This window comes from Pseudomonas sp. CFBP 5748 (assembly GCF_053850495.1).
In genome coordinates this window covers 481,358-495,794 of the sequence record NZ_JBSPTN010000005.1, presented here as the reverse complement: position 1 = coordinate 495,794, position 14,437 = coordinate 481,358, and the positions used below count along the sequence as shown (strand labels likewise).

At 60.8% G+C, this 14,437-nt stretch carries 10 protein-coding genes and 2 pseudogenes; 1 reads left to right on the top strand and 11 read right to left on the bottom strand.

Annotation, left to right across the window (positions count from 1 at the left end):
- Window positions 1–37: 37 nt before the first annotated feature.
- From ACWNZ1_RS14815 to ACWNZ1_RS14765, 11 genes and pseudogenes are all read right to left on the bottom strand, one after another.
- Entirely contained in the window at window positions 38–1,036 is a 999-nt protein-coding gene (locus ACWNZ1_RS14815; protein WP_456027726.1) for a helix-turn-helix domain-containing protein, read from the bottom strand.
- An 87-nt stretch (window positions 1,037–1,123) separates the two neighbouring features.
- Window positions 1,124–2,602 carry an aldehyde dehydrogenase family protein gene (locus ACWNZ1_RS14810; protein WP_265072197.1) on the bottom strand — a complete coding sequence of 493 codons (1,479 nt, stop codon included), beginning with the start codon at window positions 2,600–2,602 and terminating at the stop codon, window positions 1,124–1,126.
- 73 nt (window positions 2,603–2,675) lie between these two features.
- Window positions 2,676–3,524 (bottom strand): VOC family protein, encoded by an 849-nt coding sequence (locus tag ACWNZ1_RS14805; protein ID WP_256453413.1) that lies wholly within the window; start codon window positions 3,522–3,524, stop codon window positions 2,676–2,678.
- Window positions 3,525–3,548: 24 nt separating this feature from the next.
- Entirely contained in the window at window positions 3,549–5,195 is a 1,647-nt protein-coding gene (locus ACWNZ1_RS14800) for a bifunctional 3-(3-hydroxy-phenyl)propionate/3-hydroxycinnamic acid hydroxylase (RefSeq protein WP_135846142.1), read from the bottom strand.
- A 22-nt stretch (window positions 5,196–5,217) separates the two neighbouring features.
- Window positions 5,218–6,039 carry an IclR family transcriptional regulator gene (locus tag ACWNZ1_RS14795; protein ID WP_456027725.1) on the bottom strand — a complete coding sequence of 274 codons (822 nt, stop codon included), beginning with the start codon at window positions 6,037–6,039 and terminating at the stop codon, window positions 5,218–5,220.
- Window positions 6,040–6,042: 3 nt separating this feature from the next.
- Window positions 6,043–6,894, bottom strand: coding sequence for a fumarylacetoacetate hydrolase family protein (locus ACWNZ1_RS14790; RefSeq protein ID WP_135846140.1), 852 nt, complete (start codon window positions 6,892–6,894; stop codon window positions 6,043–6,045).
- A 340-nt stretch (window positions 6,895–7,234) separates the two neighbouring features.
- Window positions 7,235–8,686, bottom strand: coding sequence for a carotenoid oxygenase family protein (locus tag ACWNZ1_RS14785; RefSeq protein WP_256453412.1), 1,452 nt, complete (start codon window positions 8,684–8,686; stop codon window positions 7,235–7,237).
- 35 nt (window positions 8,687–8,721) lie between these two features.
- Window positions 8,722–9,903, bottom strand: a complete 1,182-nt coding sequence (locus tag ACWNZ1_RS14780; RefSeq protein ID WP_135846138.1) for an MFS transporter — start codon at window positions 9,901–9,903, stop codon at window positions 8,722–8,724.
- A 55-nt stretch (window positions 9,904–9,958) separates the two neighbouring features.
- Window positions 9,959–10,951 carry a SphA family protein gene (locus tag ACWNZ1_RS14775; RefSeq protein ID WP_256453410.1) on the bottom strand — a complete coding sequence of 331 codons (993 nt, stop codon included), beginning with the start codon at window positions 10,949–10,951 and terminating at the stop codon, window positions 9,959–9,961.
- A gap of 216 nt (window positions 10,952–11,167) precedes the next feature.
- Window positions 11,168–11,677: pseudogene (locus ACWNZ1_RS14770) on the bottom strand (methyl-accepting chemotaxis protein); the annotation flags it as partial.
- Window positions 11,678–12,028: 351 nt separating this feature from the next.
- Window positions 12,029–13,111: pseudogene (locus ACWNZ1_RS14765) on the bottom strand (HAMP domain-containing protein); the annotation flags it as partial.
- Window positions 13,112–13,399: 288 nt separating this feature from the next.
- On the opposite strand from ACWNZ1_RS14765, the gene ACWNZ1_RS14760 reads away from it, so the two are divergent.
- Window positions 13,400–14,431, top strand: a complete 1,032-nt coding sequence (locus tag ACWNZ1_RS14760) for a GlxA family transcriptional regulator (protein ID WP_135846107.1) — start codon at window positions 13,400–13,402, stop codon at window positions 14,429–14,431.
- Window positions 14,432–14,437 lie beyond the last annotated feature (6 nt).

Below are 14,437 nucleotides of genomic sequence, written 5' to 3'. Positions count from 1 at the left end.
CCATCGCGAACAAATCCCATACGGATTGAAAATTGGCTCACGCCGCCGTCGATTTGACCCGGCTGTCGCTCGCGGTTTCCCGGAACAGCCGGGGCGACATGCCGAAGGTCGATTTGAAGTGTCGGCTGAAGTGGGAGCTGCTGCCATAGCCCCAGGCGTAGGCGATCTCGGTGAGTGAGCGATGGGCATGTTCCCGGCTGCGCAGGTCTTCGGCGCAGCGGGCCAGGCGCCGCTGCCAGATGTACTCGCTGACGCTGCACCCCAGTTCATCCTGAAACGCCCGGTGCAGGCTGCGTACCGAGCACTGCTCGGCGTTGGCGATGCGGTCGATGGTCAGGTCGCGGTCGGCCAGATGGCGTTCGATATACGCCTTGAGGCGGTTCTGCTTGAAGAAGCGGAAGTCGTGTTCGAGTTGCTTTTCTTCCTGCTTGTTCTTCAGTGCGTTATCCAGCAGACCGGTGATGCTGTCGCCGATCAGCCCGGCCGAATGGTTGTTGAGCAAGGGGTATTGGTTGTAGGCATCGCTGACCAGGTGCATCAGCATCCGGCCCAGGCCGTTGCGACCATTAAGGTGCATGTCGCCGGTTGGCGCGAGTTGTCCAGGGGCGCCCTGGAACAGCAGGATGAAGTGTTCGCAGCCTTGGGTGCTGGTGACGTCGAAAGGTTTTCCGCAGTCGACCAGGAGCATTTCGTCAGGCGCCAGTACGCTGCGTTGTTGCCCCTGCTCGAAATGGCTGACCCCCGCAATCTGCAGGATCAACATGCGCGGCGTCTCGAGGGAGTCGATGGCCTTGCTCAGATGACGGGAGTAGCGATGGGCACTGGCGGTCATTCGACAGAACCGCAGCTGGCCCAGGTCTCCGTACTCCAGCCGGCCCTGGAAGTTGCTGTCATGCAACGGATCGATGAAGGTCGACTCCAGACGTTTGACATAGTCCGGCGTGCGACCCAGGTGGTCACTCATGAATTCTTTCCACTTCATCAGCCGATCGGAACGCACAACCTGATCAGTGGACACACAGGCTAAATGGGTCATTTGTCGCCTCTATTTTTTATTGTTTTTTGTTGATTGGGCAAAGAGGTCAACTTGCCCAATCCTGGCTGCGTCCCTGCGGGTTAGTGATCAAAAAGGGTAGTGATGGCTTCCGGGCTGCCAGGTGACCCAATGGGCACGGGTGAATTCGTCCAAGGCATAGTGACCATTGAAGCGGCCGAGCCCGGAGTTCTTTTCACCGCCGAAGGGCGCGTTGGGTTGGTCATCGACCGTGATGTCGTTGATATGGGTCATGCCCGCGACAATGCCCCGGGCGAAGTTCAAGCCACGGGCCATGTCTCGGGTGAACACCGCGCTGGACAGGCCATATTCACTGGCGTTCGCCAACGCCAAGGCGTGACCTTCGTTCTCGGCGATCAGCAGCGGCAGCAAAGGCCCGAACGTTTCATCGCGGGCCAGTTCCTGATCGGCCCCCACCTCACCGAATACATGGGCAGGCAGTACCAGCCCGCAGGCCGGGCCGCCACACAGCGGCTTGAGGCCGGCGCTCTGGGCCCCGTCGATTTTACGCAGCAGGCCATCGAGCTGGCTCTGATTGACCACCGGCCCGATCACCGTGTCTGCCTTGGCCGGGTCGCCGGTCTTGAGGTTGCGCACGCGTTCCACCACCAGCGCGGCGAAGTCGGCATACAGCGAACGGTCGACGATCACCCGGTTGACGCTCATGCAGATCTGCCCTTGGTGCAGGAAGCGTCCGACTACCGCAGCGTGGGCGGCTATTTCAACATCCGCGTCATCGAGCACCACCAGTGGAGCATTGCCACCCAGCTCCAGGGCGACACGCTTGATGTGTTTGCCGCCGGTAGCAATGCGCCCGACATTACGGCCCACATCCGTCGAGCCGGTGAAGGAAATCAGGCTCGGTACGGGATGCGCGACGAAGGCGTCGCCAATCTCCGAACCGGCACCGACCACGACGTTGAGCGAGCCTTGCGGGAAGCCGGCTTCTTCGAACAGGTGGGCAATCAGCAGGCCGCCGGTCACTGCCGTGTCGCTGGCGGGCTTGAGCACGATGGTGTTACCCAGCGCCAGCGCCGGCACCACCGAACGCATGCTCAGGTACAACGGGAAGTTCCACGGGCTGATCACACCCACCACGCCGAGCGGCTCGCGAAACACGAAGCTCTGTTCGCCGGGCTTGTAGCTGGTGAGGATGCGTCCCTCGACCTGCATCGGCATGCTTGTGCACTCGCGCACAAGGTTGAGTGTGAACTGCCATTCCATGCTCGCCTTGATCCGGGTGCTGCCCGACTCACGAATCAGCCAGTCAACGATTTCGTCACGACGGTCCTGGATAACCAGGGCGAGTTTTTCAAGGTATGCGCTGCGCTGTGTCGGGTGCAGTTGGGCCCAGGCTGCTTGCGCTTGATGGGCGGCCTGATAGGCGTCATCGAGATCGCCGATCGAGGCCAACGGCATTTCCAGCAGTTGTTCGCCGTTGAACGGGTTGCGGTCGTCCAGGCGGCGCGCGGAGCGACCGGCACGCCAGGTGCCGTTGATGTATTGGTCGCCAGTGATGGCGTAAGGGGCGAGCGGTTGAGTGGTCATAATCTTACCTTTGGCGGCAGGTGATCGCATCGTTCAAGCAGTTGAGGGTGCCAACGCTGTCGATGAAAAGGGCTCAGCTTCGGATCCAGGCACGTCCCCAGGAATTGAGCGTGTATTCCTCCTGGGGCCAGACGCCGGGTTGGCGCGAGGCCTCGGTGACTTCCAGCTCGGCGGAGAACTCCAGGCGGTTGCGGTCGGCATCGACCACCATGAAGAACAGGTTGTTGCCTGGCCCATGCCGGCCAGGGCCGAAGAAGAGGGTGATGCGCTCCTTGGCGAAGCGATCACCCCAGTCGCGAATGTCGTTCCATTCGTTGGTTTCGTAGCAGTGGTGATCCCACTCGTTTTTCGAACCACGGAAAAACGCCAGTGTGTGATGCTCATCGTCCGAGCGCAGGAAACACGTCATGAGCTGGCCGGTCTGCTCATCCACGACATTGTCCGAGACGGTAAACCCCACCGTGTTGACGTAGAAATCGATCATCGCTTCCAGTTCAGTGGTCTGGAACACCACGTGCTGCAGGCGGCCAGGCATGCCATGTCGATCAGCAGCGGCGTGGCTGCGCGACACCCCGAAGATCGTTTGCCGACCCTGGGGATCATGGATCAGGAAGGCACCGGGTTCGAGTAACGGCGAGTCGAGCGCTTCGACAGCACAGCCGCTCTCGACCAGGCGAAGCCGCAGCGCTGTCAGTCGAGCCTGATCGCCCAGGTCAAACGCCGCCGCGAGCAGGCCACTGTGGTCAGCCGGCGACACGAGCATGGCCCGTTGCGGGCCGCTGAGTAGCCAGCTGCCGTCGGCCTGCGCCGAGCTGTCCATGTCCAGCAGTCGGCGATAGAAATCGATCTGCCGTTGCGGTTCTTTGCTCGCCAGGTGCAGGTAGCACAAGCGTGCCGGTGTGGAAGTCTGGAGTGTTTGCATAAACACCTCGGGGGCTTGAAAGGTTCAGTGAAAGGCGGGGGCGATGCCCGACTCGATTTCGCTGCTTCTCGTCGCGGCGATGCCCAACAGCGACTGCAACGCTTCGGCAGCTTCTGTTTCGGTGGCCTTGTCGAAAATGGCGGCGATATAGCGATCCGGGCGCAGCAGCAGAAACCGGTTTGATTCGCCCAGTATGGCCTTGAGCAAACCGTCCCGGTCCTGGAGCACTGTGCAGCCAGGAATCGTCGGCATGGCTTCGATGGGCTCGGGGAGGATCAGGATCCGTTTGGCTTCCAGATGGTTCCAGAAGCCATGCTTGAGTTCATCGAGCCGTTGCCGGGTAGGTGCGCCGTATTGAATCAAGGCGAAGCCGGCGCCGATGGCCTCATCGAGCAGGCATTCGTGGCCATGGGCATCGGTGAGCATCGGTTGCGGGAACATCTGCCCGCAGGACAGTTTCCCGGCTTCCCCCTCGGTCAGTACCAGGCCTTTGGTGAACCGGGGCTTGGGCTTGAAACGCATTTGCAGGAAATAGTCCCGCAACGGTGGCAACAGGCCGATCAAGGCGAACGCAGAACTGATCAGGCGAGCGCGAAGGACAGTGGCCGGCGCCATGACCACGCCGAGGTTCAAGGCCAGCTTGATCAATGCCCAGGCATGATCGCGTCGCTCGCTTTCGTAAGACAGCAGGGCGGTTTCCGCCATTTTTCCTTTCAGCACGCCGATCAGCTTCCAGCCCAGGTTGTGGGCATCGCGCACACCGCTGTTCATGCCTTGGCCGGCATAGGGCGGGGTCAGGTGCGCGGCGTCACCGGCGAGGAACACGCGCTCCACCTGCCAGCGCTCGGCGACCCGGGCGTGGAAGGTGTAGACCGTCTTGCGCACGATGGAAACCGGCGCTTCACCCTTGAACGGACGCAGCAGCGCCTGCAGGCGGGTTTCGCCGAGCACCTGCTCATCGGTTTCGTCCGCCTTCAGCAGAAACTCGAAGCGGCGCGTACGGTGAGGACCGGGCACGTCAACCACTGGGCGCCGGGCATCGCAATACACGCGGGTTTGCCAGAACGGGTCGTCATCCTGGTCGGTATCGACCACCAGCCAGCGCGAGGAGAAGCTCGAACCGACCATCTCGATCCCGAGTTGTTTGCGTACCGGGCTGCGGCCACCGTCGCAGGCCACCAGATAGGCTGCTTGGACTTCCAACAGTTCGCCATCAGCGTCACGAATCAGCGCACGCACGCCATGCTGGTCTTGATGAAACTCCAGCAGCTCGTGGCTGAAGCGTGCCTTGAGACTGGCAAAGCGTTCGAGGCCTGCCTTGAGCGTGGCCTCGAACAGCGGTTGGCGAAAGGCATTGCGCTTGGGGAAACCGTACAGCTTGCCGGTCGGCTCGACCTTGCCAAAGCAACGGCCGCCGGGCCGGGTGAAATAGTGCACGCCGTAGCCGGGAACCACGTCCTTGAGCACAGCTTGGTCCAGACCGATGGCCTGCATGGTGCGCAGGGATTCATCGTCGATCGAAACCGCCCGTGGCTCGGTCACAGTGCCGGGCTTGCGATCGATGATCAAAGTGTCGACATTGGCCTGGCCGAGCAGGTTGGCCAGGGTCAGCCCGGTAGGGCCGGCACCGATGACCAGTACCTGGGTATTGAGACGTTTGAGGGTTGTCATTGTTATTCCCTTTGCGGATGGCTCAGCCCAGTGGCTTGGGGCGGTTGGCGAGCGCCGCCATGCGCTGCGACAAGTCTTGGGCCAAGGCCAGGATCTGTTGCCCTTGTGCCGCTTCCTGGGCGTCGTCACGTGCTTGGATCGGGCGCACGCAACTGATGCTGCCGATGACCTTGCCATCGCCGTCGAAGATCGGCGCGGCGAGGCCATAGACGCCAGGGTCGACTTCGCCTGCGCTGGCCACATAGCCCTGGCGCCGCAACTGCTGCAGGGTGCGGCGGAACTGGTCCCAGGTCTGGCCAAGGCTGCTGGCGCGCACCTCATCGGGATTGTCCAGAAACAGCTGGTTGTGTTGCCGCGAGGTCATGTTGGCGAGGATCGCCTTGGACGTCGCCCCGAGGAACAACGGCCTGGGCGAACCACGGGAATAGCTGACTTCACTGAACAGATTGCCGTGCTGATGAATGCACACGACCTGGTCCTTGAACAGCCGGCAGATCAGCCAGACTTGCTGCTCGTTCCACTGCGGAAAGCTGGGTTCCAGTGATTGCGCAGCGCGCACGAGCGGGTCGCTCAGGCGTAATTGACGATCCCAGGTGATGATCCGCGCGCCCAGTGCATAACGCCCGGCTTCGACCTGGAACAGCAGGTTGGCCTCGGCCAGCTCACGCACATAGCGGTAGATCGTCGAGCGGGTGAAACCCAGGGCAGTGCCCATGTCGTCGACCGCCCAGATCGGGTTTTCTTCGGTGAACAGGTCGAGCACCCGCAACATGCGCTCCAGGCTCGAGCCTTTGCTGTCGGCATCCTGTTCTGGCGGTTGTTCAGTGGTGTGTAGGTGGTCCATGGCTTATTGCTCGTCCACGATGCTGTTGCGCAAGGTGCCGATGCGCGCAATCTCGACCTCGACTTCATCGCCTGGCTTCATCCACACCGGCGGCTCACGGAATGCGCCAACACCGCCGGTGGTGCCGGTGACGATGACGTCCCCGGGGGCCAGTTCGGTGAAGGTGGAGCAATACTCGATCAGCCGGCGCACATCGAAAATCATGTCGCTGGTGCGGGTGTGCTGCATCACTTCGCCATTGAGGCGGGTGGTCAGCTCCAGGTCCTGTGGGTCGCCGATCTCATCGCCGGTCACCAGCCAAGGGCCGAAGCCACCGGTATTCGGGAAGTTCTTGCCGGGTACGAACTGAATGGTGTGCTTCTGCCAATCGCGGACGCTGCCGTCGTTGTAGCAGGCGTAGCCGGCGACATGGTCCAGCGCGTCGGCAGCCTTGACGTGACGCGCCGCTTTACCGATCACCACCGCCAGTTCGCCCTCGAAATCCAGCTTGTGGGAAGCCTTGGGGCGCACGATGGGTTGCAGGTGGGCGGTCTGGCTGTCGGCGAAGCGGGTAAAAATCATCGGGTAGATCGGCATCTCACGACCGGTTTCGCGCACGTGAGTGGCGTAGTTGATGCCGATGCACAGCACTTTGCCCGGGTTCGGGATCACCGGCAGGAACGTCACTTCAGCCAATGGGATGCGCGGCAGGCCTGCCAGGGTCTCGCGGGTCAACTCGCCCAGGCGGTTGTGGGCGATGGCTTGCTTGAGATCACTGCCAAAGGTGGGCTTGACTGTTTCCAGGTCAATCACCTGGTCGCCTTCGACGACGCCGTAGCTGCTACGACCTTGAACAATAAAACTTGCAAGTTTCATGGAGTCTCCTTGGGAGAGAGAGGGTGCATGGCACCGGATGCAATGAGGGTTAATCTAGTCCTGCGGGAAAATCCTGTAAAGTAGGATTTATACAAAAATCCTAAAATATGGAATTTATGTTTATTTTGGCGAGGCAGTACCTTTAGCGAACCTTGGGGAGCAAAGGGAGAGGAGGCAGACAGCCAACCACATAGGACGGGGATGGCAGGGTGAAAAGAATCTGAACCTGTGGGAGCGGGCTTGCTCGCGAAGACGGCGTCACAAGCGACATCAATGTCGACTGTAGCGCCGTCTTCGCGAGCAAACCCGCTCCCACATGTACTTCGCTTAATTGACTGGCCTAATTCGGGTCAGCAGCCCAGCACCCATGCAGCGACATGCGCATCCGGAAGGGAATCCGGATGCGGGCAATGGGCCCGCTGGCCATGTCACGGGAGTCCAGCACGACCAGCTCACTGCGCCCCTCGGCGATGAGATTGAGAAGGGCAACGACGTAGCCATCGGCTTCCTCTGCATCGGCAGAGCGCGGAATGAAGATGGGCTCCTGGAAGCAGCCGCTGTCACCGGGAAACCAGGCGTCGGTGATGCCTGTCTTCAGGTTCAAATGGACCAGCAGGTTGAAGAACTGAAAAGGTATCGGTCCATTCGCCGGGTTGTAGGGGCGCTCGGGATCGAAGGCGAGCAGGAAACCATGCTGGTACTTTCGGCCGATGTAGCGGTCATCACACCTGGGGAATTCGCAGGGGTAGTCGGTCAGTGGTTGCGGTTCGACCTCGTCCAGGGCGCTGTTCAGGTCAAAGGTCCAGCGCATCAGGCTGGCCGCCAGGGTTTCGGGCGGCGGGACATAACCGTCCGCCTGGGGAAAGAAGTAGAAGATGTTCCCGCCGGTGACCGGCATGTCGACGTAGACCTTGCCGTCCTCATCGAACGCATTGAGCGTATGCCCCTGGAACCCGTCCTTGGGGCCCTTGAACCAACGCACATCCTGCGCATTACCGTTGCGCGGCACGACGGCAAACAGCTGGGGCAGGTCGGGTTGCCATTGGAAATGCGGCCCGCCGTTTTTCATGCGTTCGACGTCAACCGTCAATGGAATCAGTGGGAACACGACGTAGCGTTCGGTCACCGCAAAATCATGCACCATGGCCGCATAAGGCGCCTGGAACCAGATTTCATGCAGCAGTTTGCCGTCCGGCGAGATCTCGAAGTACGCCAGATCGGGCGTGCCGTCGCCTTTGGCTTCATAGCTGCAGGCCAGCAGGTTGCCTGTTACCGGGTCGAGCTTGGGGTGGGCGGTGAACGTCGCGGATTTGATCTGCCCGTCAAATGTCCATTCGCCGAGGGTCTCCAGGGTGTCGAGATCCATCGCCCAGGGCAGGGCATCTTCCTTGAGTGCCAGCAGGACGCCGTTGTGCGGGATGACGGTGGTGTTGGCAGTGGTGTTGTTTTTCGCCGCGAGGCGGTCGTTGGTGTAGACGTTGCGGTAGACACCATTGAGCGAACGACCTTCACGGCGCTGGGCCAGTAGGCGATCGGTCTTCACATAGCGGCGGCGCATCGAGACCTTGCCATTGGCAAAGTTGAAGCGGCTGACCACGCCGTCGCCGTTGAAAAAGATATCGTTGCCCAGCATGGGTGGGTACTGCGGGTCTGGTGCCACCTGATAAAAAGTCCCGCCGATCGAAGCGGGCAGGACGCCTTCGATCTCGAGGTCGAACACCTCTGCTTCCACACGGCTGGGCGTGTAAAGCGCACCGGAAAATTCAGGGGTTTGCGGGAATGGAATAGTCATCGGGCAATCTCATCAATGTACAGTTTCATTCAGGTTCAGACCGATTGTGGAGACAGGGCCGGGCTGGAAGACTTAATGCCGCGGCGAAAGCGTGTAACCATCAGGCACGAGATCACCAAGGCTAGCAAATAGGCTGATGCGGCCAGCCATCCGACCGCCCGGAAGTGGCCCTCACCGACGACCAGTGCGGCGCCAAACGGCCCCAGCCCCTGGCCGACGAAAATCGCCGCGTTCCCCAGGCCCGCCAATCGGCCGGAAGGGTCCAGTTCGGCGGCCATGGAAAGCAGGTACGGCAGGCTGAAAAACCAGACCATATGGATCAGGCAGGCCGTGGTGACAAAGGCAATGGGGCTGGTGCCGTAGACCATGATCAGCGTCGCCAGTAATGCCGTGCCGAAGCTCAACAGTTGCGGAAACAGCAGGCCAAGGCGTCGGCCAATCAGCCCGGCCAGGCCTGCGCCCAGGGCGCCGGCCAGAATGCTGCCGCCGAGAATCCCACCAATCTGCTGCGGCTCCAGGCCAATGCTCTTGCCGATGCGCTCCTGGTAGACCCATAGGGCCGAGTGCCCGAAAAACAACAGGGCAAACAGCAGGATCAACAGCACGGCGGTGAGACCGAATGGCTGGATCGAGCCACTGGCCAAGCGATGAGCTTCGGGGTAGCGCTTGGGCACTCTCCAGCACCCCAACGCCGCAAGCACGCTGGTGATCGCCAATAGAAAAAACGCCCCGTTCACACCGAACGATTTAAGGATCAGCGGCATGGAGGTCACCAGCAGCATGCCCCACAGCAGATTGCCGATGTTGATGACGGCGAAGGTCGCGTCCTTGGACGTGCGCAGTGCCGCGGTGGCATAGACCACCGCCATGACCGCGCCGCCGCTCGCACCACAGACCATCCTGGAAAGGACCAGCCCGGCCTGACTGTGCAGTTGTGTGCTGACCAGGTTACCCACTGCCAGGATCAACAAGGCCACCAGGGCGAAGCGGCGTCGGTCGACGCTGGCCATGAACAGGGCACAGACGCCGCAAGCGACGGCCATCGCCATGAGTTCGGCGGCGAAAATGGCGCCTATCGCATTGAGCGGCAGGCCGAGTTGGTCGATCAAGGCACCGCCAAGGATCGGCTGGATCTGCAGTGTCCCCAGGGAAATGACCATCATCAGGCAGATGGCGCCCAGTGATTTTTTACTGTCGATGGAGTCGAGTGCGTTCATGAAGCATCACCTCGGGTAATGGGCCCGCTCATGGGTGAGCAGGCGTATACGTCAATCAGAACTTGTGGACGTAACGAACCTGCACCTGGTAATCCGCTCGGGAGCGATTCTCGACGCCGGTTTCTTTATAGGTGTTGAGCCAGAAGGCTTTGTCTTCGGTGATTTTCCAGAACAGCCCCGGGCCAAAGCCCAGTACCTTTTCCCGGGAGTCGGTCAGGGTGTTGCCGTTGACCTTGTCATCGGAAATCTGCCGGAAGTAGTAGCCGTTGATGCCGACCGAAACCTTCGGGAGCACTTCGTACGAGACGGTGAAGTTGGCCCACGCCGACTGTCCCGACTGGGTGTCGCGTACGGATTGCCCTTCGAAGAACTGCGCCGAACTGCTCGCCGGATCGTCGTTCTTGAAGTTGTACAGGTAGTTCAGCCTCCAGCTCACCTCCCAGCGAGGCGCCGGCATCCAGGTCGCTGCCCAGTAGGGGTTCAGGGAGAAGTAGTTGGAGCCTGGGTTCAGGTCTTTGTGTTTGTCGTATTTGCCCGTTGGCAGGATGGTGTCGAAGGCCATGCGCTGCACGAAAACCGGCCTGCCGGTCGCGTCGACGATCGGGTCGAACTGGACCTGCGGTCCAAGCGTGACATCGCCAAGGCCTGCGGCGTTATCCTTGAGCTTGGCGCCGTTATCGCCGAAGTCACCGTCCAGGGAAACGACGGGCACCAATAGACTCCAGCCCAGGTGCGCCCCGCCCGCGAAGGTGTCGGGTGAGTAGTAGCTCAACTGATTGACCATCGTGATGACGTTGATCTTCGGATCATCGAAGGCGCTGTTTTTCTTGCCCTCGTTGGTCCTGATGCTGCTGGCGGTGCTGAACTTCAGGTAGGTCTGGTGAGTCAGCCCGGGCGGCCCGGCAAAGCCGTCGTAGAAGCTGGTACCGCCCAGGTTGATACCGCTGGGCTGACTCACCGAAGGTGGAGGCGGGCCATCGGCGGCATGGGCGGCAAATGAGGCGAAGCTGAGTGCCAGGCACGCTGGCAGGGATTTGGTCAGGCTCATTGAAGTGGCTCTATTCTTGGAATTGTGAGCGGGGGAACTTCCCCTGGCACTTCGACTTTAAGTCCCGGTTGTGGGTGATGCTTGAGTGCAACGGCCAGAGTTGACTGGGAGCGCCACGAAGCGGGGAGGCGTGGTTGATCGCTCGACGCTGATTAACCACGTAACCAGAGGGATACCATTTGCCTGAAGCCATCCCTGGCTATCAGGCGGTACATGCTAGAACTTGAACCGCCCCACCAACCCCTTGAGCTGCCCGGAAATATCGGTCAAGCGCCCCGAGCCGGTCTGCGCCGAGTGAGCAAATTCCTCGACCAATTGTGCGTCGGTATGGATCTGCGCGATGTGTCGGTTGATGTCTTCGGCCACCTGATGCTGTTCCTCTGCGGCCGTGGCGATCTGGGTGTTCTGGTCGCGGATCGAGTCCACCGAGATGCGGATTTTGTCGAAACTGTCGCGGGCCTGTTGGATGCGTTCCACGCTGGTTTGCGACACCTGCAGGCTGCCTTGCATCTGCAGGGTGACTTCCTGGGTACGCCGCGCGAGGTTGCCCAGCAGGCTGTCGATCTCGCCGGTGGAGTCGGCGGTGCGCCGGGCCAGGGCGCGGACTTCGTCGGCCACCACGGCAAAGCCGCGACCCTGATCACCGGCGCGCGCGGCCTCGATGGCGGCGTTGAGGGCCAGCAGGTTGGTCTGTTCGGCGATCGAGCGAATGGTGTCGAGGATGGTGTTGATGTTCTTGCTGTCCTGCTCCAACGCCTGCATGGTCTGGGTCGACTTTTGCAGGTCGTCGCTCAACTTCAGCACGCTGCCGGTGGCTTCGCCGATGTGATGCTGGCCATCGTGTACGTCGCGGTAACCCTCGTCCGCGCTGGAGGCGGCCTGGCTGCACGAGCGGGCCACTTCGTTGGCGGTGGCGACCATCTCGTTGAACGCGGTGCTCACCAGCTCCACGGCCTGACGCTGGCGCCCGGCGGCTTCGTTCATGTTTTGCGCCACTTCGCGGGTGTCGGCGGCGGCGCTTTGCAGGTCGGAAGAGGCACTGCCGATGCGCTGTACCAGCTGCGCGATCATGCCCAGGAACTGGTTGAACCAGCTGGCCAGGGTGGCGGTTTCGTCCTTGCCTTGCACGGTAAGCTTACGGGTGAGGTCACCTTCACCTTCGGCGATTTCCTGCAGGCCATTGGCGACGCCGCGGATCGGCCGCACGATGACACTGGCGAAACTGGCACCGACGATGGCGAAGACCACGGCCAGCGCAGCGGCGATGATGGCGATCAACCAGGTCAGGCTCGAAGCCTCGGCCATCACTTCATCGCGCTTGATCAGGCCAATGAAGCGCCAGCCCAAGCCTTTGGAACTGACCACGTTGGCCATATAGGGCACGCCGTCAATCTCGATCTGGGTCACGCCATCGCTGCTCTTGGCCAGTTCGGCATAGTTGGCGCCAAGGTCGGCCAGCGGCTTGAAGTTGTGTTTGGCATCGGCGGCGTCCACCAGAACGTTGCCGTTGGCTTCCACCAGCATCAGGTAACCGCTGTCGCCCAGCTTGATGTTCTTGACCAGCTCGGTCAGTTGCTTGAGCGACACGTCCAGGCCAACGACCCCCACCAGCTTGCCGGCGGCGTCTGAGACCGTATGCACGATGCCGATCAGTGACACATCATCCGGCGCCCAGTAATAGGCGTCTGTGCGGACGGTGGTGCCCGGTGCGGCGATGGCTGCCTTGTACCATGGACGTACCCGAGGGTCGTAGTTGGAGATTTTAGGATCGTCAGGCCAGCTGGCATAGCCGCCGTCGGCCAGGCCTACGGAAAGATAGGCGGTGGTCGGATGACTCTTGGCAAATCTGTCGAAGATCTCCAAAAGCTGTTTGTTGTTCTCAGGAAGAGGGATTTGTGCGGCGTCGGCACCGGAATAGTTTTTGAGATCCTTGGCCGCGACGATCCGGGGATCCTTGGCGAAGAATTCGACGTTCTGGCTGATACCGTCGAAAAACTGTTTCATGCCATTGTCGATCTGGCGGATTTCACGGCCACTGCTGTCCAGGAAGTTGGCTTTTGCGGCGTCGCGCAAGTTCAACACGACGAGCACTGCCACCAGGACAACCGGGAGGCAGGCAATGGCCGCGAACGCCCATGTCAGCTTCTGTTTGATATTCATGACTTCTCCCGCGGAATATTTTAGGTGTTGGAACGGCGGAAACATTAGCGGTGAGCGTTACGAATTCTGGAGGGGAAGCGCCCATGCCTACCCACAGCATATCGACCAAAGTCCCATGTACTTTAGGCCGATGGGTTGCCACCGGACGTCGATCAAGCTGCAGCGAGGCGATTGCAGACAGCGTCGCTAATCTGGAAGATAGTGCCGACGGCTCTGCATTTCCTGGCCTTTTCTCAAGGCACCAGAGTCAGGCAAGCCCTGATCGTCTTCATGTGTTAACGAGGCCCTATGCCAAGCGCATTCGAAAGCGTACTTAAAAACAAGAACATGGCTTATCGACCACTCGGATCGGCACCTGCCAGCCAGGCACCGATCCGCGTCGCGTTTGTATTGATGGACAACTTCTCGATGATGTCCTTCACCGGTGCGGTGGACGCGCTGGTGACCGCCAACCTGATGAGCGACATGCCCCTTTACGAGGTATTGACGGTCGGGGTTTCAGGGGCACAGGTGACGAGTGACCTGGGGATCGTCATCTCGACCGACATCGAGCTGGCGCAGATGCCGGAAAACCAGGACGTGCTGATCGTCGCCGGCGGCTTTCGTGTGAAGTTGCAAGGCCATCCATTGTTGCGCCGCAAGCTGCGCGCCAATGCGACGTCCGGGGCGATACTGGGCGGGCTGTGGAACGGCGTGTTTTTTGTCGCCGATGCCCACCTGCTCGATGGTTTCGAATGCGCTGTTCATCCGGAAAGCCGGGCGATGATGACGGAGATGTTTCCCCACGTGAAGGTTTCCAGTCGGGCCTATGTCGTTGACCGGGAGCGGGTCAGTTGCGCCGGTGCGAACAGTTCGCTGCGCATGATGCTCCAGTTGATCAGCAAGACGGGAGGGCAGGCGCTGGTGGGTGCCATCGAGGAAATTCTTCGCTGTGATGAATCAGGCGATGATGCTTCGGATTTGCCGCCGGTCTTCGTCGAGACGGACCCGACGCTGCCGGAAAGTCTCAAGCTGGCTTTGGAGCTGATGTGGCAAAACGTAGAGGAACCCTTGACCATCGATGAGCTGGCAGCGTGCGTGAAGATTTCCAAGCGGCAGTTGGAACGACGCTTCTGCAGTTTTCTCGGGGCGACCCCAACGCGGTATTACCTGGAGCTACGTCTGACACGCGCGCGCCAACTCATCCAGCAGACCAATCGGTCCGTGACCGAAATCGCCGTAGCGACGGGCTTCGTCAGCTCGCCGCACTTTCAGCGGCGTTTCCGGGATTTTTTCGGCGTTCCACCGGGCAGTTATCGTTCGACGTTTGCGCGCAAGTAACGTTTC

Bases quoted from the DNA above. Each gene is read 5' to 3' on its own strand.
- ACWNZ1_RS14815 (WP_456027726.1), bottom strand. From the start codon at position 1,036: ATGACCCATTTAGCCTGTGTGTCCACTGATCAGGTTGTGCGTTCCGAT.
- ACWNZ1_RS14810 (WP_265072197.1), bottom strand. From the start codon at position 2,602: ATGACCACTCAACCGCTCGCCCCTTACGCCATCACTGGCGACCAATAC.
- ACWNZ1_RS14805 (WP_256453413.1), bottom strand. From the start codon at position 3,524: ATGCAAACACTCCAGACTTCCACACCGGCACGCTTGTGCTACCTGCAC.
- ACWNZ1_RS14800 (WP_135846142.1), bottom strand. From the start codon at position 5,195: ATGACAACCCTCAAACGTCTCAATACCCAGGTACTGGTCATCGGTGCC.
- ACWNZ1_RS14795 (WP_456027725.1), bottom strand. From the start codon at position 6,039: ATGGACCACCTACACACCACTGAACAACCGCCAGAACAGGATGCCGAC.
- ACWNZ1_RS14790 (WP_135846140.1), bottom strand. From the start codon at position 6,894: ATGAAACTTGCAAGTTTTATTGTTCAAGGTCGTAGCAGCTACGGCGTC.
- ACWNZ1_RS14785 (WP_256453412.1), bottom strand. From the start codon at position 8,686: ATGACTATTCCATTCCCGCAAACCCCTGAATTTTCCGGTGCGCTTTAC.
- ACWNZ1_RS14780 (WP_135846138.1), bottom strand. From the start codon at position 9,903: ATGAACGCACTCGACTCCATCGACAGTAAAAAATCACTGGGCGCCATC.
- ACWNZ1_RS14775 (WP_256453410.1), bottom strand. From the start codon at position 10,951: ATGAGCCTGACCAAATCCCTGCCAGCGTGCCTGGCACTCAGCTTCGCC.
- ACWNZ1_RS14760 (WP_135846107.1), top strand. From the start codon at position 13,400: ATGCCAAGCGCATTCGAAAGCGTACTTAAAAACAAGAACATGGCTTAT.